Origin of the sequence: Pyrococcus woesei (assembly GCF_050496105.1) — an archaeon.
GTDB lineage: Archaea > Methanobacteriota_B > Thermococci > Thermococcales > Thermococcaceae > Pyrococcus > Pyrococcus furiosus.
Window position 1 is genome coordinate 167,778 of record NZ_CP179867.1, and the last position, 19,445, is coordinate 187,222.

General features: G+C 39.8%; 25 protein-coding genes, 1 tRNA gene and 1 rRNA gene. 21 read left to right on the top strand and 6 right to left on the bottom strand.

Annotated features, from left to right (window positions below; translation table 11 throughout):
• Positions 1 to 273: 273 nt before the first annotated feature.
• On the bottom strand, positions 274 to 1,131 hold the full coding sequence (locus ACMFNG_RS01000) for a DMT family transporter (RefSeq protein WP_011012817.1): 858 nt from the start codon (positions 1,129 to 1,131) through the stop codon (positions 274 to 276).
• Between the two features lie 58 nt (positions 1,132 to 1,189).
• On the opposite strand from ACMFNG_RS01000, the gene ACMFNG_RS01005 reads away from it, so the two are divergent.
• A complete protein-coding gene (locus tag ACMFNG_RS01005; RefSeq protein ID WP_011012818.1) occupies positions 1,190 to 1,858 on the top strand; it encodes a DUF434 domain-containing protein in 669 nt (222 codons plus the stop codon).
• Positions 1,859 to 1,878: 20 nt separating this feature from the next.
• A complete protein-coding gene (locus ACMFNG_RS01010) occupies positions 1,879 to 2,019 on the top strand; it encodes a hypothetical protein (protein WP_158295419.1) in 141 nt (46 codons plus the stop codon).
• Here the strand turns inward: ACMFNG_RS01010 and ACMFNG_RS01015 are convergent.
• The 4 genes from ACMFNG_RS01015 to ACMFNG_RS01030 all read right to left on the bottom strand — a co-directional run bounded on the left by ACMFNG_RS01015 (position 1,985) and on the right by ACMFNG_RS01030 (position 3,362).
• Positions 1,985 to 2,590: a HemK2/MTQ2 family protein methyltransferase gene (locus tag ACMFNG_RS01015; RefSeq protein ID WP_430515182.1), complete on the bottom strand. Its 606-nt coding sequence runs from the start codon at positions 2,588 to 2,590 to the stop codon at positions 1,985 to 1,987. The two genes, ACMFNG_RS01010 and ACMFNG_RS01015, sit on opposite strands and share 35 nt — an antisense overlap.
• 25 nt (positions 2,591 to 2,615) lie before the next feature.
• Positions 2,616 to 2,693: transfer RNA gene (locus ACMFNG_RS01020), tRNA-Asp, on the bottom strand.
• Between the two features lie 12 nt (positions 2,694 to 2,705).
• Positions 2,706 to 2,827, bottom strand: a 5S ribosomal RNA gene (rrf, locus tag ACMFNG_RS01025).
• 46 nt (positions 2,828 to 2,873) lie between these two features.
• Positions 2,874 to 3,362: a protein-tyrosine phosphatase family protein gene (locus tag ACMFNG_RS01030; protein ID WP_011012820.1), complete on the bottom strand. Its 489-nt coding sequence runs from the start codon at positions 3,360 to 3,362 to the stop codon at positions 2,874 to 2,876.
• A gap of 28 nt (positions 3,363 to 3,390) precedes the next feature.
• Between ACMFNG_RS01030 and ACMFNG_RS01035 the strand changes: the two genes are divergently transcribed.
• Positions 3,391 to 4,077: an aspartate/glutamate racemase family protein gene (locus ACMFNG_RS01035; RefSeq protein ID WP_430515255.1), complete on the top strand. Its 687-nt coding sequence runs from the start codon at positions 3,391 to 3,393 to the stop codon at positions 4,075 to 4,077.
• On the opposite strand, the gene ACMFNG_RS01040 is transcribed toward ACMFNG_RS01035, so the two are convergent.
• Entirely contained in the window at positions 4,048 to 4,785 is a 738-nt protein-coding gene (locus tag ACMFNG_RS01040) for a biotin--[acetyl-CoA-carboxylase] ligase (RefSeq protein WP_011012822.1), read from the bottom strand. The genes ACMFNG_RS01035 and ACMFNG_RS01040 overlap by 30 nt on opposite strands.
• A 95-nt stretch (positions 4,786 to 4,880) precedes the next feature.
• Between ACMFNG_RS01040 and ACMFNG_RS01045 the strand changes: the two genes are divergently transcribed.
• From ACMFNG_RS01045 to ACMFNG_RS01130, 18 genes are all read left to right on the top strand, one after another.
• The gene (locus tag ACMFNG_RS01045; RefSeq protein WP_011012823.1) at positions 4,881 to 5,396 is read left to right on the top strand and encodes a biotin transporter BioY; all 516 of its coding nucleotides are present in this window, start codon (positions 4,881 to 4,883) and stop codon (positions 5,394 to 5,396) included.
• A 224-nt stretch (positions 5,397 to 5,620) separates the two neighbouring features.
• Complete coding sequence (gene lysS / locus ACMFNG_RS01050) at positions 5,621 to 6,700, top strand: homocitrate synthase (protein ID WP_081420790.1); 1,080 nt, start codon at positions 5,621 to 5,623, stop codon at positions 6,698 to 6,700.
• Positions 6,697 to 7,839 carry a 3-isopropylmalate dehydratase large subunit gene (locus ACMFNG_RS01055; protein ID WP_011012825.1) on the top strand — a complete coding sequence of 381 codons (1,143 nt, stop codon included), beginning with the start codon at positions 6,697 to 6,699 and terminating at the stop codon, positions 7,837 to 7,839. The genes lysS and ACMFNG_RS01055 overlap by 4 nt, the downstream gene beginning before the upstream one ends.
• The gene (locus tag ACMFNG_RS01060) at positions 7,836 to 8,330 is read left to right on the top strand and encodes a 3-isopropylmalate dehydratase small subunit (protein ID WP_011012826.1); all 495 of its coding nucleotides are present in this window, start codon (positions 7,836 to 7,838) and stop codon (positions 8,328 to 8,330) included. Before ACMFNG_RS01055 ends, ACMFNG_RS01060 begins: the two co-directional genes overlap by 4 nt.
• Positions 8,331 to 8,523: 193 nt before the next feature.
• Positions 8,524 to 8,691 (top strand): lysine biosynthesis protein LysW, encoded by a 168-nt coding sequence (gene lysW, locus ACMFNG_RS01065; RefSeq protein WP_011012827.1) that lies wholly within the window; start codon positions 8,524 to 8,526, stop codon positions 8,689 to 8,691.
• Positions 8,692 to 8,728: 37 nt separating this feature from the next.
• Positions 8,729 to 9,550 carry a lysine biosynthesis protein LysX gene (gene lysX / locus ACMFNG_RS01070; protein ID WP_288073360.1) on the top strand — a complete coding sequence of 274 codons (822 nt, stop codon included), beginning with the start codon at positions 8,729 to 8,731 and terminating at the stop codon, positions 9,548 to 9,550.
• Complete coding sequence (gene argC, locus ACMFNG_RS01075) at positions 9,547 to 10,539, top strand: N-acetyl-gamma-glutamyl-phosphate reductase (protein ID WP_011012829.1); 993 nt, start codon at positions 9,547 to 9,549, stop codon at positions 10,537 to 10,539. Before lysX ends, argC begins: the two co-directional genes overlap by 4 nt.
• Before the next feature lie 10 nt (positions 10,540 to 10,549).
• Positions 10,550 to 11,299, top strand: a complete 750-nt coding sequence (locus ACMFNG_RS01080) for a [LysW]-aminoadipate/[LysW]-glutamate kinase (RefSeq protein WP_011012830.1) — start codon at positions 10,550 to 10,552, stop codon at positions 11,297 to 11,299.
• Between the two features lie 5 nt (positions 11,300 to 11,304).
• Positions 11,305 to 12,405 carry an acetylornithine/succinylornithine family transaminase gene (locus tag ACMFNG_RS01085; protein WP_011012831.1) on the top strand — a complete coding sequence of 367 codons (1,101 nt, stop codon included), beginning with the start codon at positions 11,305 to 11,307 and terminating at the stop codon, positions 12,403 to 12,405.
• Entirely contained in the window at positions 12,380 to 13,360 is a 981-nt protein-coding gene (locus ACMFNG_RS01090) for a [LysW]-lysine hydrolase (protein ID WP_011012832.1), read from the top strand. The genes ACMFNG_RS01085 and ACMFNG_RS01090 overlap by 26 nt, the downstream gene beginning before the upstream one ends.
• A 153-nt stretch (positions 13,361 to 13,513) precedes the next feature.
• Complete coding sequence (locus ACMFNG_RS01095; protein WP_011012833.1) at positions 13,514 to 13,828, top strand: hypothetical protein; 315 nt, start codon at positions 13,514 to 13,516, stop codon at positions 13,826 to 13,828.
• Positions 13,815 to 14,474: a 1-deoxy-D-xylulose-5-phosphate synthase N-terminal domain-containing protein gene (locus ACMFNG_RS01100; RefSeq protein WP_223208980.1), complete on the top strand. Its 660-nt coding sequence runs from the start codon at positions 13,815 to 13,817 to the stop codon at positions 14,472 to 14,474. Before ACMFNG_RS01095 ends, ACMFNG_RS01100 begins: the two co-directional genes overlap by 14 nt.
• Positions 14,471 to 15,394: a transketolase family protein gene (locus ACMFNG_RS01105; RefSeq protein ID WP_011012835.1), complete on the top strand. Its 924-nt coding sequence runs from the start codon at positions 14,471 to 14,473 to the stop codon at positions 15,392 to 15,394. The genes ACMFNG_RS01100 and ACMFNG_RS01105 overlap by 4 nt, the downstream gene beginning before the upstream one ends.
• A gap of 10 nt (positions 15,395 to 15,404) precedes the next feature.
• The gene (aroF, locus tag ACMFNG_RS01110; protein ID WP_011012836.1) at positions 15,405 to 16,193 is read left to right on the top strand and encodes a 3-deoxy-7-phosphoheptulonate synthase; all 789 of its coding nucleotides are present in this window, start codon (positions 15,405 to 15,407) and stop codon (positions 16,191 to 16,193) included.
• Positions 16,181 to 17,188 carry a 3-dehydroquinate synthase gene (gene aroB, locus ACMFNG_RS01115; RefSeq protein ID WP_011012837.1) on the top strand — a complete coding sequence of 336 codons (1,008 nt, stop codon included), beginning with the start codon at positions 16,181 to 16,183 and terminating at the stop codon, positions 17,186 to 17,188. Before aroF ends, aroB begins: the two co-directional genes overlap by 13 nt.
• Positions 17,181 to 17,834, top strand: coding sequence for a 3-dehydroquinate dehydratase (locus tag ACMFNG_RS01120; RefSeq protein WP_011012838.1), 654 nt, complete (start codon positions 17,181 to 17,183; stop codon positions 17,832 to 17,834). The genes aroB and ACMFNG_RS01120 overlap by 8 nt, the downstream gene beginning before the upstream one ends.
• Positions 17,831 to 18,646, top strand: a complete 816-nt coding sequence (locus ACMFNG_RS01125) for a shikimate dehydrogenase (RefSeq protein ID WP_011012839.1) — start codon at positions 17,831 to 17,833, stop codon at positions 18,644 to 18,646. Before ACMFNG_RS01120 ends, ACMFNG_RS01125 begins: the two co-directional genes overlap by 4 nt.
• Positions 18,621 to 19,442, top strand: a complete 822-nt coding sequence (locus ACMFNG_RS01130) for a shikimate kinase (protein WP_011012840.1) — start codon at positions 18,621 to 18,623, stop codon at positions 19,440 to 19,442. Before ACMFNG_RS01125 ends, ACMFNG_RS01130 begins: the two co-directional genes overlap by 26 nt.
• Positions 19,443 to 19,445: the final 3 nt, after the last annotated feature.

Consider the following 19,445-nt stretch of genomic DNA (forward strand, 5'->3'; position numbering starts at 1 on the left):
CACCACCGTACATTAGTGATCAAAGTTGCATGGTTATTTTATGCTTAATAAATATTTTGGTGTCAACAGTTCTAATGAGGATATATTACATATAGTCAAAATGTATAGATATTTTGAAACACATTGAAATAAAAATTCATAGAACTATGTCAAATATCAGGAAAAATTCTTATCCCTTTGTAACTTTTAGAAATTTACATGTTAATTTAACCCTGATAGTCATTAAAAGTTAACAATTTTATAACAATAATCTCTACTGTCAAAAATAAAGCCTCACATAAAAATCCCAATTAGGATAACTCCCACAAATGCAAGTATAATAGAAATGAAGATTCTTTCAGTTATCTCTTCTTTCAGAATAAATGCTGCAAGTATAGTGGCCATAATTGGACTAGACTCTGTTATGGGAGTTGCAATGCTTGAAGTAACAAGTCTTATCGCCATGACAAAAAGATACTGCCCAATAACGGTTCCAAGAAAAGTTATGATAACAATCCAGACATAATCTCTTATGCTAATTCTCTTTACCTCTTTTAAGACAGAAGGTACAAAAAATATAGCTCCAATACTCCCGCCTATTATACGTAGCCCCGTAATAAGAAGAGGGGACTCGTTTTCAACAAGCCAATCTGTCAAGAGAACAGCAACAGTCCACAAGGCCTCTGCCCCAAAGATCCAAAGAACGCCCTCAAACGAAGTCTTTGACTCTCTATTCCCGCTTTCACTAAGCAGGATTATAACAGCAAGAACTATGAGAAAGGCTCCAAGAAAAATTCCGGAATTTAAAGGTCTTCCAAGAAAATAATGAGCAAGTATCATCGTAAGTATAGGATGAGGAGTGACCAATATACTTGCCCTTGACACTCCAACTTCCTTCATTCCTTTTAGGAACATAAAATCAGCCACTGTAAAACCTAAAACACCTGAAGCTATAACGATCAGCCACCACAAAATTGGTTTGTTAGGAAATGGAAGTACAAGGAACATCCCCAAATAAACCAGCCCACTTATCAATAACCTAACAATATTTAAGGATAAAGGACTAATCCTTTCCATTATCATTTTTGAGAGAACTGAAGACAATGCCCAGGAAAATGCTGCCCCTAAAGCTAATAATATTCCTGCTATCACAAAACCACAGTGTAAAAGAATATTTTAAAAGTATTTTGTCCAAACTTACTAGAGGAAAATGGGGAGAGTGTATGAGGCATATAAAGATTTAAAATACTTGCTCAATAGGGGTTATAGGAAGTCCAAAGCTTTGGAATTTGTATGCAATCATTACCTTCTTCCTTCAAATGCAAGACATCTTTTGGCGAGATGCGTATTTCCCACAAAATGGATTGAAGAGACAAAACGAAAACTCGCTTCAAAGAATGAGATTACTGGAAAAGAAATCGGGATAGATGGCTTCAATGTTTTAATTACCCTAGATTCTGTAATTAGGGGAGAAGCTTTTAGATGTGAGGATGGAATAGTTAGAGATATCAGATACATAAAAAACTACAAATTTGACCAGAATACCCTCAACCTAATAAGAATTATCGCAGATACTCTATCCACTCTGGCCCCAGAAAAAGTTATCATTTTCTATGGTAAGTCAACGTCAAAAAGTGGGAGAATAGCAGAGCTAACAAAAAAGGAGTTAGAAAAAAGAAGAATTAAGGGAGAAGTTAAGGTCGTTAAAAGCCCCGATTTTGAGTTGAAAAAATTTGATATTGTTGCAACTGGAGACGTAGGAATTATTGAAAAAGTTAAGAAAATTTTTGATATTCCTGCATATTCTGCAACCCTCCTTGGGATACAAATTCCAGACTTTAAGGATGTCTTGAAGATTTTCGACGAAAAACTTAAATAAGTTAGGGAGAAGTCGATGACATGCTCAATGTAAAGCCCAAACTCCTACTATATGAAGCAAAGTTAAAAGATTACATTGAAGAAGAATGGTCTCAAGAAGAACACCATGAAAAGCCGGTTGTAAGGTTCATCGGAAGTGTAAAGAGAGCTCAGCCTTCATGACGTATAACTCCTCAAAAAACAATTTTTCCTTAGCCACAATCGCAGTTTTGAACCCAAGTTCATCAAATAACTTTCTTACGTTAATTTTAGTGAGTGAGCTATATAAAAGGAGAACTCTTCCCCCAGGAAGAAGAAAATCTTTCACGTGTTTTGCAAAGCGTTCAATTACTTCTCCACCAGTTTTACCCCCAATTAGGGCTAAATCTATAGGGTCTCTAATTTCTTCATCTTCTCCTAGGAGATATGGAGGGTTGAAAACTATTAGAGAGAATCTGCCCCTAATGTTCTCAAATAAATCGCTCTTTACAAAGATCACATTTTTTACGTCATTATTGACTGCATTTTTCCAAGCAATATCAACGGCTCTTTCATTTATGTCAACGCCGACAACAAATTTCGCTTTTTTTGCCGCTAAAAGTGCTAAGATACCACTTCCCGTCCCCATATCCAGTACAATGTCCTCATCCCTAACTTCCTTTAGAAGAACCTCAGCCAAAAGGAAAGAATCTTCCGCTGGCTCATAAACCTCCTCTGATATTTCAATTTTCAAACCCATATACTCCATTCTCATAGGAACAAAATAGAAAGAAGAATTTTGGCGCCCGGGCCGGGATTTGAACCCGGGTCGCGGGAGTGACAGTCCCGCATGATAGGCCGGGCTACACCACCCGGGCGCAAATGTTAGTGGCCGGCGGCGTCCCCGGCTTCCCGCCCCCTCTCGGAGGGCAGTACAACCGGGATCGCTGGGGGGCTTAACTTCCGGGTTCGAAATGAGACCGGGTGTGGCCCCCCCGCTATGGCCGCCGTACCACTACCAACTCCCCACAAACACTTTAAAAACTTTACGGTTTACCTCAGACAATAGTTCCTAGAAGCTTTTCGAATTCTTTAAGAACCTCTAGCTGATCCCTAGTTTCTACAGCACTTGGCTTCAAGGTCCTAACTTCCAAAAGTGCTTCTTTTAAAGGGAGCTTATACTTATACATTAACCAAGCCACAACCACAGTTCCACTTCTTCCACTCCCTCCATAGCAATGTACTAGAACTTTCTTTCCTTCTTTCACCTTTTCATCAATCCACTTCACGATGTATTTTAATTCTTCAATGCTAGGTGCTGTAAAATCAGGTATTGGAACGTGTAAAACCTCAACTTCCCTTTTAACTTTTTCTAGATCATATTCCAACTCAAATTCTTCAACCAACACAACGAAAGCATCAAACTCCTTAACTAACTCCCCAATCTCATCTTCATATGGCATTCTAGAAAACGCCACATAATCGTCAACAAAGCGAACCTCCATTATATCACCTGAGAGTTTTTTCACAAAAACGTTCTTAAGCATTTAGATTCCCCCTATTTCGGTGAGAGTAGTGAAGAAAATAGGACTAATTGGAGGAATGACTCCCGAATCTACGTGCTATTACTACAGAAAATACATTGAAATAAGCAGAAAGAAATTCAGAAAATATGAGTATCCCGAGCTTCTTATTTACTCCATAAACTTTCGGGACTTCTTTATGAATCCAGAGGGATGGGAAGGAAGAAAAAGAATCCTAATAAACGCTGCTAAAGCTTTGGAGAGGGCTGGAGCTGAATTAATTGCTCTTACAGCAAACACTCCCCATATAGTTTTTGATGATATCCAAAAAGAGATAAGCGTTCCAATGGTCAGCATAATTGATGCCGTTGCAGAAGAAATTCTAAGCCATGGCCTAAAGAAAGTTCTATTGCTGGGGACTAAAACGACTATGAGCTCCGGCTTTTATGTAAATGCACTTAAAAATAAGGGCCTAGAAGTTGTTGTTCCAAACGAAGAAGAGCAAGAGGAACTCAATAGGATAATTTTCGAGGAGCTTGCATTTGAGAATTTGAAGAGCAAGAGATGGATAATAGATTTAATAGAAAGGTATGCAAAAGAAGAAGGGGTTGAGGGAGTAATTCTTGGATGTACTGAACTACCTCTGGCTGTCAAGCGGGGTGACGTGAGTATAGAAGTCTTTGATTCAGCGGAAATCCATATCAAAAAATTAATTGAAGTTGCCTCTCAAAGCATTTAACATGTTTGATAAGAGGTCCTTAGAGAACTTTAGTAAATCTACTTCCCTCCCAAGTTCTTTTTTCAGTGATGTTGCTAATGGGTAAGTAACATCATTATTAACGTTTATCCCAACACCTATAATAACATACTCAACTATGTCAAGCTCTCCTTTGGCTTCTATTAGTATTCCTCCTATCTTTTTCCCATTTACAAAAATTTCACCTTTATCGTTTGCATTTCCTTCAATTCCTAATTTTTTCAAAGTATTAAGGATTGCAGAAGAAAGTATGGGAGCCAAATTCTTAACATCTACTAGTTTAATTTTTGGCCTTAATATTATAGAAAAATACAATCCTCCTGGTTTTGACTCCCATTTTTTCTTCAACTTTCCTCTTCCCTGGGTCTGTTCTTCAGCTATAATCACTGTAAAACTTTTTTCACCTTTTTCGGCTAATTTTTTAGCTACTTCCATCGTAGAGGTCGTCTTTTTGAGATAATATGATTGGACGTCAATTTCCCAGGGATAAGGTTTTTTCGGCTCATAAACTAGCTTATATCCCTTTTTATCGGCGATTATTCCATACCCTAGCTCCTTTAATTCCCTAATGTGTTTCCAAATGGCAACTCTAGATACTCCTAATTTTGAGGCTAAATAGTCTCCCGAAACCGTTTCTCCTTTTCTCAACTCCTCAAGTATTTTCCTTTTTGGTGCACTATCCTTCAACATCTTCAATGATATTCCCAAAATGCTTCAAAAATTTCATCCTTGTGGTTAACCAAAATATATTTAAAGGTTAACGAAATTGTAACGTGGGTGGTCATATGAGAGCTAGGGATATTGCATTATCAGGAGTATTTGCGGCATTAACAGCAGTTGGCGCCCAGATTTCTGTGCCTCTCGGCCCAGTACCGTTTACATTTCAAGTCCTCATGGTATTCCTCTCCGGATTAGTTTTAGGAGCGAAGCTTGGAGCTCTTAGTCAAGCTATCTACCTATTGCTAGGAGCGCTTGGATTACCAGTCTTTGCCAGGTTTAGTGGAGGAATAATCCACATCTATGGACCGACTGGAGGGTATCTACTTGCCTTTCCGATAGCAGCCTTTATTTCAGGCTATTTCTCAGAAAAAGCTAAGACCTTCTGGGGAAAACTGGGAGGGTGTCTTTTAGGATTAAGCGTAATTTATATTCTCGGATGGGCAAGATTGGGAATGTGGCTTGGTATGGACTTTAAGAAAGCATTTTATCTAGGAGTGGCACCTTTCATTGTTTTCGATATTATAAAGGCTCTAATGGCACTTGTAATTTCTGACAAAATAAAGAAGGCTCTTAGAGGATGACTCTTCTTTACATTTTTAAACCTTAATCTTGAACAAAGTAAACTAAACTATAGATGCACAAAAATTTTTTCGAATAAATTGACATTTAACCTAAATTTTTTCGACGTTTATGAAAATTCAAGAAATTTGTTCGACAAGACAAAAAATTTGCCGAAAATTTTAAATACCCATTCAGAATGATGTGAAGCGGGTGGTGTATATTAAGCAGGAGAGAAATATTACTACTGGATTCAACGCTAAGAGAGGGGGAACAAACACCAGGAGTTAACTACACACCAGAACAGAGACTTGAGATAGCTTTAGCCTTGGACGAGTTTGGCGTTGAGTTCATTGAAGTTGGGCATCCCGCAGTGAGCAGAGATGTATTCGAGGGGATAAAACTTGTAGTTCAGCAGGGACTAAAGGCAAATCTTCTTGCACATTCAAGGGCCTTAATAAGTGATGTTGACTATGTTTTGAAGGCAGGGACAGACTGGATAGGAATATTCTTCTGCCTATCAAACCACTGCCTAACCAAGAGGTTTGGAATAACACTAGAGCAAGCATTAGATAGAATCAGTAGAGCTATAGAATATGCAAAAGACCATGGATTAAAAGTTAGATTTACTCCAGAAGACACAACGAGAACTGAGTGGAAGAACTTAGTAGCCGCGCTTAATCTTGCAAAGGAACTAAAAGTTGATAGAGTTAGCATAGCAGATACAACTGGAAGTGCTCACCCCTTAAAATTCTACATGCTCGTTAAAAACGTCACAGAGTTTGGAATACCTGTAAACGTCCACTGTCACAACGACCTTGGCTTAGCTCTTGCAAATGCAATTATGGGAATCGAGGCAGGTGCAACACTGGTGGATGCTACAATAAATGGATTAGGGGAAAGAGCAGGAATTGTTGATTTGGCCCAAATTGCTACAGTTCTATACTACCATTATGGCATCAAAAAGTATAAGCTAGAGATGCTTTACTACTTAAGCCAGCTACTTACCAAGATAACAGGAATAAGACCACAGCAAAACTACCCAATAGTGGGGGAGAACGCATTTACACATAAAGCTGGACTTCATGTCTCTGCTGTAATAAAAGACCCAACTTTTTATGAATTTCTGCCAGCAGAAACCTTCGGCAGGGAAAGAAGGATCTATCTAGACAGATTTGCTGGTAGGGACACAATTAGATTTTATTTGAGAAAAGCAGGTATTGAAAACGAAAATATTGTTGAAGAACTTCTAAGAAGAGTAAAAGAAAGCAGAGAACCTTATACCTGGGAAAAATTAATAGAAGAAGCTAGGAGGTTAGCAACATGACATTAATTGAAGAAATTCTCGGTGGAAAATCTGGAGAAAGTGTTGTTAGAAGAGTGGATTTAGTATACGCTCATGATGGGACAATGCCCTTAATAATAGAGGCATTCAACAAGGTCTTTGCCACTGTAAGAGCAAGAGCATATATCTTCTTTGACCACGTGTATCCAGCGCCTACAGTAAAGATTGCAAACTTGCAAAAAGAGATTAGAGATTTCGCAAAAAGGCATAGAATTCCAGTAATAGAAGGTCAAGGAATTAGCCATCAACTCGTCGTTGAAATGGGATTAACAGAAAACTCAAAGATAGTTGTGGGAGCAGATTCCCATACTCCAACTCTCGGAGCACTTGGAGTTTTTGCAGTAGGGATGGGAGCAACGGATGTTGCTGTAATCTTAGGGCTAGGAAAGACATGGTTTAGAATTCCAGAGAGCGTTGGAGTAATCCTAGAGGGCAATCCTTCAAGATACGTTATGGCAACTGATGTGATACTTCATCTCCTCTCACTACTAAAAGACTACGACATGAACTACAGGGCCGTAGAATTCTTCAACGTTCCTTTTTCCCTTGATGAGCGTCTAACGCTAACGAACTTTGTAGTGGAAGCTAATGCAAAAACGGGAATAATAGGGGAAGAGTACACAGGAGATGGGTATGTAAAAGAGCTGGAGATTGAATTAAATTCTCTCAATCCCCTTGTTGCAAAGCCGCATAATCCAGCAAACGTTGTTCCAGTGGAAGAAGTAGAGGGAACAAAGATAGATCAGGTTTTCATAGGCTCGTGCACAAATGGGAGGTTTGAACAAATTTCCAAAGCTGCCGAGATTTTAGAGGGAGAGAAAGTAGCAGTTAGAACCATCGTAGGTCCTGCCTCTATGAATGTATACAAGAGAATGATAGAGGAGGGAGTAGCAAGAAAACTCATTGAAGCTGGAGCAGTTATTCTTCCCCCAGGATGCGGGCCTTGCTTAGGGAGGCATATGGGCGTAGTTGGAGATGGGGAGATAGTCCTAAGCACAACAAACAGGAACTTCAGAGGAAGAATGGGATCTCCCAATGCCCAAATTTACCTTTCTAATCCAATAACTGCAGCTGTAAGCGCCTTGTATGGAGAGATAACGAACCCGGAGGGAGCTATATGATAACAAGAGGTAGGGTATGGAAATTTGGCGATAACATTTCAACAGATGCAATAACCCCTGGAAGGTATAATCTAACAAAAGATCCAAACGAGCTAGCAAAGATAGCATTCATTGAAGAAAGACCAGAGTTTTCCAAAGAAGTTAAACCAGGAGATGTAGTTGTTGGAGGAAAAAACTTTGGAATAGGATCATCTAGAGAATCCGCAGCCCTAGCACTAAAAGCTGCTGGAGTAGGGGGAGTAATTGCAAAATCCTTCGGGAGAATATTCTTTAGAAACGCAGTAAACCTGGGACTTCCCCTCTTGATAGGGAATACTGACCCACTCTTAGATGGAGAAATTGTTGAGGTTAATTGGAGAAGTGGAGAGGTAAAGAAAGAAGATGGGGAAGTTCTAAAGTTTAAACCCCTTGACAGTTTTCTTCTCGCTATAGTCGAAGAAGGAGGTATTATTGAATACATTAGAAGGAGGGGAGATTTATGGATACAATAGCAGTCATTTGGGAGACTCTAAAAAACTTAGATGAGGATATAGAGGATCTTTGGAACGAAGAAATTAGAGTAAGCACTATATTAACTCGCTTTGATATGTAATATTTGAAACAAAATATTGATTTTCAGAACTATATGATACGAAATTATTACAAATACATTGTATTTGAAACCAAAGCCAGGAGGTGGTTGGAATGAGTGTAGTTGAGTGTCCCGTATGTGGAGCAGAGATAGAAGTTGACGGAGTGGAGTTACACCAGATAGTTGAGTGCCCTGTATGCGGAGCAGAGCTTGAAGTCGTTAGTTTGAACCCCCTAACACTGGAAGAGCTTCCAGAAGTTGAAGAGGACTGGGGAGAGTAGTTTCCCCAGCTTTTATTTTTTTATGGAGGAGAATCCTATGAAGATCGGAATTACATACACAATCTTGAGAAAAGAGGAAGTAATGATTAGAGAGAGAGCCAGTGAGTTTGGAGAAGTTATAATGTTGCACGAGGACGACATGACATTTCCCGCAAAATTTGACTTAGACGTTGTTATAATTAGGAATATAAGCCATTTTAAGGCCCTATACCTAGCAAAGTTGTTTGAAGATGCTGGAATTCCCGTAGTAAATCCGTTTAATATAATACTTGAAGCTGGAGACAAATTACTTGCAACATTGAAACTTTCAAAGAAAGTAAAGGTTCCCAGGTGGGGAGTTGCAATAAGCGAGAATGGCGCGAAAAATTTGGGGAAAAAGCTTGGATTTCCATTTGTATCAAAGCCTATCTATGGAAGCTGGGGTAGGTTAGTGACGAAAGTAAACGATATCGACGCCCTAGAGAGCCTACTTGAACATAAAACCTGGATGAAAAATCCCCTTTACAACATCCATTACTTTCAAGAGTTCGTAGAAAAACCTGGAAGAGACATTAGGAGTTATGTGATAGGAGGAGAATTCGTGACTGCTATTTACAGGTATTCTGATCATTGGATTACAAACACAGCTAGGGGAGGCAAGGCTACCCCCTGTACAGATGAAGATGTCAAAGAAGTCTCAATAAAAGCTTGGGAGGCATTTGGAGATGGAGCTTTAGCAATAGACATTTTTGAAAGCCCTCAGGGGTTGTTAGTCAACGAAGTTAATCCAAATATGGAGTTTAAGAACGCAGCCAGAGTTACTGGAGTTGATATTGCTCGAAAACTCGTTGAATATGCAGTGGAGGTGGCAAAGAGATGATCAAGGCTGCTGTTGTTGGGGCTAGTGGATATATCGGAGGGGAATTAGTTAGGTTACTCGCAATGCATCCAGAAGTTGAGATTACTGCAATAACCTCAAGACAATATGCCGGAAAGAAAGTGCATAAAGTTCATCCAAACCTTAGAGGACTTGACTTAAGATTCACAAACGACTACAATTTCGATGCAGATGTGATATTCTTGGCAGTCCCACATGGGACATCTATGAAAATCATAGAGGAGTTCTTGGGAAGTGCTAAGATAATAGACATGAGCGCTGATTTCAGGATAAAGAAAGAGTTGTACGAAAAGTATTATGGTCCGCACGAGAAACCCGAACTCATAGACAGATTTACTTACGGCTTACCAGAGCTTCACAGAAAAGAAATAAAAAAGGCCGAACTTGTTGCCAATCCAGGGTGTAATGCCACAGCAACGATCCTTGGACTCTATCCCTTCAAGGACTTAACTCAGGAGGCCATAGTTGACCTAAAAGTCAGCTCCTCTGCAGGAGGAAGAAGAGAGAACATTGCAAGTATTCATCCAGAAAGAAGCAACGTGGTTAGGGTATACAAGCCCTATCACCACAGGCACGAGGCAGAGGTTCTGCAGGAAACTAGAGTAAAGGCCATGTTCACAGTCCATTCTGTAGACTTAGTGAGAGGATTGTTAGCTACAATTTACTTCCGCTATGAGGGCAATGAAAGAGAACTGCTGAGAAAGCTCTTGATGTATAAAGACGAGCCCTTTGTAAGAATCGTAACTGATAAAGGAGGATTACAAAGGTATCCTGATCCAAAGTACGTCATTGGAAGCAATTTTATCGATATAGGATTCGCATACGACTCCGAAAACTCAAGGGTGATGGTATTCTCGGCAATAGATAACTTGATCAAGGGAGGAGCTGGACAGGCTGTTCAAAACATGAACATAATGTTTGGACTTAAAGAAACGACTGGATTAGAGTATTATCCTGTTTATCCCGTGTGAGGTGGTAACAATGAGAGTCGTGAAGATTGGAGGTTCCGTTATATCAATGCTAGAAAATCTATGGAGAGAAAACGGAATCTCAGAAATTCTGGGAAATTCAGTTATTGTTCATGGAGGATCAAGACATGTTGATGAACTTTCCAGGAAAATGGGAGTTAAAATAGAGAAGCTAACAAGCCCCTCTGGGGTAACCTTTAGAAGAACAACAAAGGAAGTGCTTAAGGTTTATGTAGCCGCAATGATAAGGGCCAATAAAGAAATTGTTGAATTCTTGAGAAATCAAGGAATAAACGCAATAGGCCTCACAGGACTTGACAGGGAGCTGATTATTGGAGAGAGGAAAAAGCTAATCAAAGCAGTTATCAATGGAAGAGTTGTTGCCATTAGGGATGATTATTCTGGAGTAATAAAGAAAGTGAACACTCAAATCCTAAGAGAGTATCTCAAGATTGGAACTCCAGTTATAGCTTCCATTGCCTATGACCCAATTGAGAACACTCCCCTCAACGTAGATGGTGATAAAGTTGCTTATCATGTGGCCCTCGCCATGGATGCAAAGGAGCTCTACTTCCTCTCAGACACAGCATTTATGGCTGGAGGAAAAGTAGTTTCAGAGCTCCCTGCAGATGAAATAGAGAAATACTTAATTTTTGCAAAGGGAGGAATGAAAAAGAAGCTTCTTATGGCCAAAGAAGCGATAAACAGTGGTATTAAGAACGTTGTAATTGAAGGATTAAACGGAAGGACGGTGATATATTGAGGGAAATGAGCTTGTACAGGAAGAGACTAAGGCTCGTAAAAGGAGAAGGAATTTACGTATGGGATTCCCAGGGAAAGAAGTACATAGACTTAATAGCAGGTATTGGAGTAAACGTTCTAGGACACAATCATCCCGAGTGGGTAAGTGAATTGCAGGAACAGCTAGAAAAGCTTGTAGTTGCAGGCCCAATGTTTGATCATGAGGAAAAGTACGAGATGCTTGAAGAACTTGAAAAATTTGTCACATACGAATACGTATACATAGGAAATTCAGGAACAGAAGCAGTTGAAGCTGCATTAAAGTTTGCTAGGCTTTATACCGGGAGAAAAGAGATAATAGCTATGACAAACGCTTTCCATGGAAGGACAATGGGGGCTTTAAGTGCTACTTGGAAACCAAAGTATAGAGAAGACTTCAAACCTTTAGTTCCTGGGTTTAAGCACATACCTTTCAACGATGTTGAAGCAGCAAAAGAAGCAATAACTACGGAAACTGCAGCTGTAATATTTGAGCCAATTCAAGGAGAAGGAGGAGTTGTTCCAGCAAATGAAGAGTTCGTCAAAACACTTAGAGATCTTACTGAAGACAAAGGAGCCTTGCTAATTGCAGATGAAGTTCAGAGTGGTCTTAGGACAGGAAAATTTCTAGCTATTGAGCATTACAAAGTGGAACCAGACATTGTAACTATGGGTAAGGGCATTGGAAATGGAGTGCCAGTAAGCTTAACATTAACAAACTTTGACGTGGAAAGAGGGAAACACGGATCAACATTTGGAGGAAATCCTCTAGCCTGTAAAGCTGTGGCCGTAACTCTAAGAATTTTGAGAAGAGAAAAACTAATCGAAAAAGCTGCTGAAAAGTTCATTGAAATAAAAGGAGAAAATGTTGTCTTAACGAGAGGAAAAGGGCTAATGATAGGAATAGTCATGAAAAAACCCGTAGCTAAAGTGGTAGAAGAACTTCAAAATAGAGGTTATCTCGTTCACACAGCGGGGCAGCGGGTTATAAGACTTCTCCCACCTCTTATAATTAGCAAAGATGAGATAAATCAAGCAAAATCGGCCATTGAAGGTGTTATTAATGATATCTACGGAAGAAAAAATTGAGTTTCTTAAACGCCTTGTTGAAATCTATAGTCCGACGGGAAAAGAAAATGGGGTTGCTAAGTTCCTCATTAAATCCTTTGAAAATTATGGGATAGAGGCATATCTCGATGATGTAGGGAACGTAATCGCTGTAAAAAAGGGAAAGGGACCACTAATCCTATTAGCTGGCCATATGGATACAGTTCCGGGCTATATTCCCGTCAGGATTGAGAACGGAGAGCTATGGGGCAGAGGGGCTGTCGATGCAAAAGGGCCATTAGCTACTTTCTTTTTTGCTACAATAGAAAGTGACGCAAACATAATTTTTGCTGGGTTAGTGGATGAAGAAGGATTTTCCAAGGGGGCAAAGAACTTAGAAGTTCCAAAACCTGATTACATAATTGTGGGAGAACCAAGTGGAACCAATGGAGTAACGATTGGATACAAAGGTAGTTTAACAGTTAAGTTTACAGAAACAGTAGAAAAAGTGCACGGCAGCATTGGAGTCGGAGCAGCTGAAAAACTAATAGAGAAATGGCTCACTATAGCCAAGTACTTCGGTGAGGGCTTTAACAGTCTGAGCGGAAGAATTGTCAAATTTGTTGCATATGAAAGGGAGTTTGACTTTTTTGGAGAGATGATAGTTAATTTAAGAACTCCTCCCGGATATATGCCTCCAAAAGAATGGGACATCATTGACTTTGTTCCAGCATATGAAGTAAGTAGAACTTCTCCCCTTGTAAGAGCGTTCGTTAGAGCAATAAGGAAAGCAGGTTACAAGCCGAAGCTAAAGAAAAAAACTGGCACAGCCGATACAAATATTCTCGGACCAAAGTATGGAGTGGATGCAATAGCATATGGGCCTGGAGATTCCAAGCTTGACCACACTCCCTACGAAAGGATAAAGCTCAGGGAATACCTAGAAGCTATTGAAATCCTTAAAAACGCAATTCTCGAGCTCAGCTCAAACGATTGACAAACCGCTACTTTTCTAATTCATATCTTGACAAATTTTGTCATTTGGATAGGAACAGTTGCCCAAGAATTTAAATACTCTTTTTATTTTCTTTGTGGATGGTGATAGGGTGATGCCACGCCAATTTACACAGCAAAAGGTGATGCCCCGCCAATGGGTGATGCCCTGCCAATATCAATAGATAACGGCGGGGTAGATGTTCTAAGAAAACTACTTCTTAGAGCTTTAAACGAAAATCAGAGGCTTATACTTGAAAGCATAAACGGCAAGCACAGGTCATTGAACGCTCTACTTGAGGAACTTAGCAGAAAGAAAAGGAAACCACTGTCAACCCTAAAGCTTAATGCAAGAATTCTGAAGGAGCTAGGATTGATAGAATACGGAACAAAGGATGATCCAAAACCCGTTAGATTGACTGAAGAAGGAAAACTTGTTCTGACAATTTTAAGAGGTGATGGAAGTGAGTGAAGTTCTTACAGTAAAGTTAAAAGAGATGCTAAAGCCTGTTAATGGCTTCCACATGAACTCCTCCTTAACTTGCCTTAGAATACTCCAAGCAGTTTTAGAACTAAAGAAGGAAGAAGATACGATAATAATAAGCAAGGGACATTCAGCCCCAGCATTCTACGTTTTGCTCTGGAAAATGGGACTAATAAGTGACGAAGAACTTATGAGCTTCGCAGAAATTGACGGACTTCCAAGCCACGTAACTAGAGGACTCCCCTTTATTGAAGTCTCTTCAGGATCACTAGGTCAAGGCCTCTCTGTTGCAAACGGTATAGCACTAGCTAAAAAGATGGACAACAAGAAAGGCAGAATATTCGTTATTTTAGGAGATGGAGAGCTAGATGAGGGTCAAATATGGGAAGCTGCCATGACAGCAGCTCACCACAACCTTGACAATGTTGTAGCAATTATTGACAGAAATTACCACCAGCTTACAGGACATACTGAAGATATACTCGCAAAAGAACCGTTAGCAGAGAAGTGGAAGGCCTTTGGATGGGAGGTTAGGGAAGTTGAAAATAATGTGGAAAAGCTAAAGGAAACCATAATCGAGCTAGAAAAGATCAATGATAGACCAAAAGTCATAATAGCGAGGTGGAATTGGTGATAGAAAGCTTCAGAGAAGCTTTCGGAAGAGCACTTGTCGAAATTGGGAAGAAAAGAGAAGAGGTTGTAGTAATTGATGCGGATGTAAAAGGCTCAACAAAGACAATATATTTCGAAAAAGCATTCCCAAAAAGATTTATCCAAGTCGGAATAAGCGAACAAGATATGATAGGAACTGCGGCAGGGCTTGCAATTGCGGGTAAGATACCAGTAGCCTCTGCATTTGCAGTATTCCTAATGAGGGCCTGGGAACAGATAAGAAATACCGTAGCAAGAGACAACCTAAACGTGAAGATAGTAGGAACCCATTCGGGATTTTCAGATTACATGGATGGATCATCCCATCAGTGTCTGGAAGATATCGCCCTTATGAGGGTTTTACCAAACATGAAGGTGGTTGTCCCAGCAGACGCATACGCAACAAAAGTGCTGCTCGAGCAGATTATAGACACTTATGGACCAGTATATATGAGGTTGGGAAGAGACTATGCTCCAAGGGTTTACGAGGATGGGACAAAGATAAAGCTAGGAAAGGCCAATGTGTTAAGAAAAGGAAAGGAAATACTTCTAGTGGCAGCTGGAACTTTAGTCCATACAGCGTTAAATGTAGCTAAAATGCTTGAGAAACTGAATGTAGATGCGAGTGTTATTGACATGCATACAATAAAGCCACTTGACGAAAAAACTCTCTTGAACTATGCAAAAAGAGCTGAATTAGTTATTACCCTTGAAGAACACAGCATTTATGGAGGGCTAGGAGGAGCAGTTGCGGAGGTTTTGAGCGAAAAACTTCCCAGGAGAGTAGTTCGGATAGGAACAGTAGAGTTTGGACAATCTGGTAGGGATTATCTTGCACTTCTAGACAGGTATGGATTAACACCCGACAAAATCTACCAAAAAATTGTCCAGGTGGTGATGTAATTTGAGCGTTATGAAGTACTCAAAAGAATACAAAGAGAAGACCGTAGTTAAAATCAATGACGTTAAGTTTGGTGAGGGGTTCACAATAATCGCAGGGCCATGCTCAATAGAAAGCAGGGATCAAATTATGAAGGTGGCTGAATTTTTGGCAGAAGTTGGAATCAAAGTTTTGCGTGGGGGAGCATTTAAACCAAGGACTTCCCCCTATTCCTTCCAAGGGTATGGAGAAAAGGCCCTAAGGTGGATGAGAGAGGCCGCTGATGAATACGGATTAGTAACTGTAACTGAAGTTATGGACACAAGGCATGTCGAACTCGTGGCAAAATACTCAGACATCCTCCAGATAGGAGCCAGAAATTCCCAGAACTTTGAACTCTTAAAAGAGGTTGGTAAGGTGGAAAATCCAGTTCTGCTAAAAAGAGGCATGGGGAACACAATACAAGAGCTGCTATACTCGGCCGAATACATTATGGCGCAAGGAAACGAGAACGTAATATTATGTGAAAGAGGTATAAGGACTTTTGAAACAGCTACGAGATTTACACTTGATATTTCTGCAGTCCCAGTGGTGAAGGAACTTTCTCACCTACCAATTATTGTAGACCCCTCCCACCCAGCAGGAAGGAGAAGCCTAGTAATTCCACTAGCCAAGGCTGCATATGCCATTGGAGCAGATGGTATTATGGTTGAAGTTCATCCAGAACCAGAAAAGGCACTCTCAGATTCCCAGCAACAACTAACGTTTGATGACTTCTTACAACTACTAAAAGAGCTGGAGGCCCTGGGATGGAAGGGATAATTTTTGGAGATCTTTCAACACTTCCCGATTTGCTTTCTTCTCTTTCTCCCTACAAGGTAGTAGTTCTAACTAACACAACTCTAAAGGAATTATGGCTCGAAGAAGTTCTAACGTGGTTAAAAGAGTTCAAACCCCAGACAATCGTTGTTCCAGATGGGGAAAAATACAAAGATTTAGATACAGTTAGATATATTTGGGAAAAATTACTAGAAATGGGATTTACACGAAGATCACTCCTAATAGGGTTAGGTGGAGGGGTTATAACAGACATTGCTGGTTTTGTTGCCTCAACATATATGAGAGGAACATACCTAGGTCTCGTTCCCACAACACTTCTAGCCCAAGTTGATGCAGCTATTGGGGGAAAAACTGGCATAAATTTCTACGGGAAGAATATAATTGGAACATTTTACCTTCCGAAATTCGTGCTAATTTGTAGGGACTTTCTCAAGACCCTCCCAATGGTGGAAATTCTTAATGGGTTAGCTGAAGTTGTGAAGTATGGAATACTAGACAAAGAAGTCTACAATGCAATTAAAACAATGAACTCTCCCAGGGAAATTGTAGAAAGGGAGGATATAATAAAGAAATCTGTAGCGGTAAAACTGAGAATCGTAGAGGAAGATTTAAAGGAAAACGGAAAGAGGAGAGTTCTAAACTTGGGTCACACAGTAGGACATGCCATAGAGAAAATTTCTGACTACAAAATAAAACACGGCTTCGCAGTTTCAATGGGATTAGTTGTGGAAGCAAAAATTGGAGAAATATTGTATGGCTTTGATTCAGGGAAAGTTGTTGAGATACTAACTAAATTTGGTTTGCCTGTAAAAATACCCTTTGATCCATACACAACTCTTCAAGCCATGAAAATCGACAAAAAGGCTTGGTACGGAAAGATAGTTATTGTTGTTCCGGTTGAGATTGGAAAAGCCAATATTGAGGAGGTAGATGAAAAGATAATTCTACAAGCGCTGGAGGAAGCTAAAAATGCCTAAATTGGCCGGAGTTATAATAGCTAAAACCATTGAAGAAGCTGTAAAAAAGATAAAGCTACATGAAGCCGACCTTTATGAGCTTAGAGTAGATTACCTGGAGAGCATGGAGAACATTGAACTCCTCTTACCTCATTCAAACAAGCTGATAGTGACCGTGAGGAAAGTAGAAGAGGGAGGAGCAAAACGCATTGAAGAACAAGAAAGGTTAAAATTATTTGAGAAGTTTGCAAAAATTAAACCTGCATATTTCGATGTTGAACTTTACTCAAATATCGTGGAGGATGTAATAAACCTCTCCTCAAAAATAGGGAGCAAAGTAATCCTATCATACCATAACTTTTCTAAAACTCCTTCATACCAAACTCTCCAATCAATTTTGGATTCGATGATAGAGCTTGAACCAGATATAATAAAAATCGTGACCTATGCGAGGGATTTTCGAGACAACATAGAGGTGATCAAACTCTACGAGAACAGCGAAAATCTAATTGCGTTTTGCATGGGCGAGAAGGGAAAAATTTCAAGAATATTTAGCGCCCTCTACTCTCCTTTTACGTATGTTAGCATTGACAATAGCGTAGCTCCTGGACAATTTACAGTTGGAGAGATGAGAAAAATCCTAGAATTGCTAGGTGAGACAAAATGATAAACGGAGAAACAAAAATTTATGGAATAATTGGCAATCCAGTAAAACACTCCTTGAGCCCAATAATGCACAACGCCCTATTCAAAAAATTTGGAATAAATGCCATTTACGTCCCATTCGAAGTGAAAAAAGATCTAAAGAATGCAATAAACGGTGTTAAGGCACTTGACATTCAGGGAGTAAACGTTACAATGCCCTACAAAGAAGAAGTTATAAAATTCCTTGATGAGCTCTCCGAAGACTCTCAAAATATAGGAAGCGTAAACACTGTTGTGAACCTTGAAGGAAAGCTAGTGGGGTATACAACGGATGGAATAGGAGCCAGAAGAGCATTGGAGCGATTTACTCAGGTAGATGGGGCCAACATTTTAATTCTAGGAGCAGGAGGTGCTGGAAAAGCAATTGCATATGAACTCTCAAAAGTTGCAAATGTCGTAGTCTTAAACAGAACCATAGAGAAAGCCAAGAGGTTAGAAAAGTTTGGAATAGTGGGAGACTCCCTAGAAGCCCTCCCATATTATGTCGAGTGGGCAGATATACTGATTAATGCAACCTCAGTTGGAATGAATGAAGAAAAAAGTCTAGTACCAAAGAATCTCCTAAGACCTGGGCTAGTTGTTATGGATATAGTCTACAAACCACTAAACACCCTACTTCTTAGATATGCTCAGGAAAAGGGATGTATAGCTATTGATGGACTTTGGATGCTAGTCTATCAAGGAGCAGAGAGTTTTAGACTTTGGACTGGAGAGGAGGGAGACGTAGAACTTATGAGGAGGGTCGCCCTTGCGTGGCTTAGGGAAAGGAAGTAGTGCAATAACTGTCGTTAATGCTTTTGCAACTGGAAAAGGCGGAGCTATTGGAATAGACCTATGGACTGAGGCCAAGGTAAAGATAACAGACGGAGAAGTTAAAGGGAAAATTCTTGTAAACGGGTTAGAATTCAACGATTTTAGAGTAGTAAATGCCGTTTTGGATGTAATGAGGAGGTATTCTGGGATAGAATTTGGAATAGAGTTCGAGATAAACTCTGAAATACCCGTAGGAAAAGGTCTAAAAAGTAGCTCTGCCGTAGCAAATGCTCTTGTAGAAGCAATAGCAAGGGCTCTTCGCTTAAATATTCCCGGAATAAAGGTCGTAAAGCTTGGAGTTGAGGCAGCGAAAAAAGCAGGGGTAACATTGACGGGAGCTTTTGACGATGCTTGTGCCTCTTATTTTGGAGGTTTGTGCCTAACAGATAATCTAAGAGTTGAACTACTTAAGAGAATTGAAATTGATGAGTTGCCAGTGGTAATTTTAGTTCCAAATGAGACAGTTCTTACAGAAGAGCTGAAAGGGGTAGATTTCCTAAAAATAGCCCCCTATGTTGAGGAAGCATTCAAGCTTGCAATTAAAGGGGAATGGAAAAAGGCACTTGTTTTAAACGGATTGATATACTCAACATTTCTAAGCTATCCTCCTGAACCCATATCCAAAGCCTTACATCTTGGAGCTGTAGTGGGGTTAAGTGGAAAAGGACCAAGTGTATTTGCAATTACAGATGAACCGGAGAGGATAGAAGAAGTTTGGAGAGAATTTGGAGATGTTATAATTACTTCAACAAGATAAGAC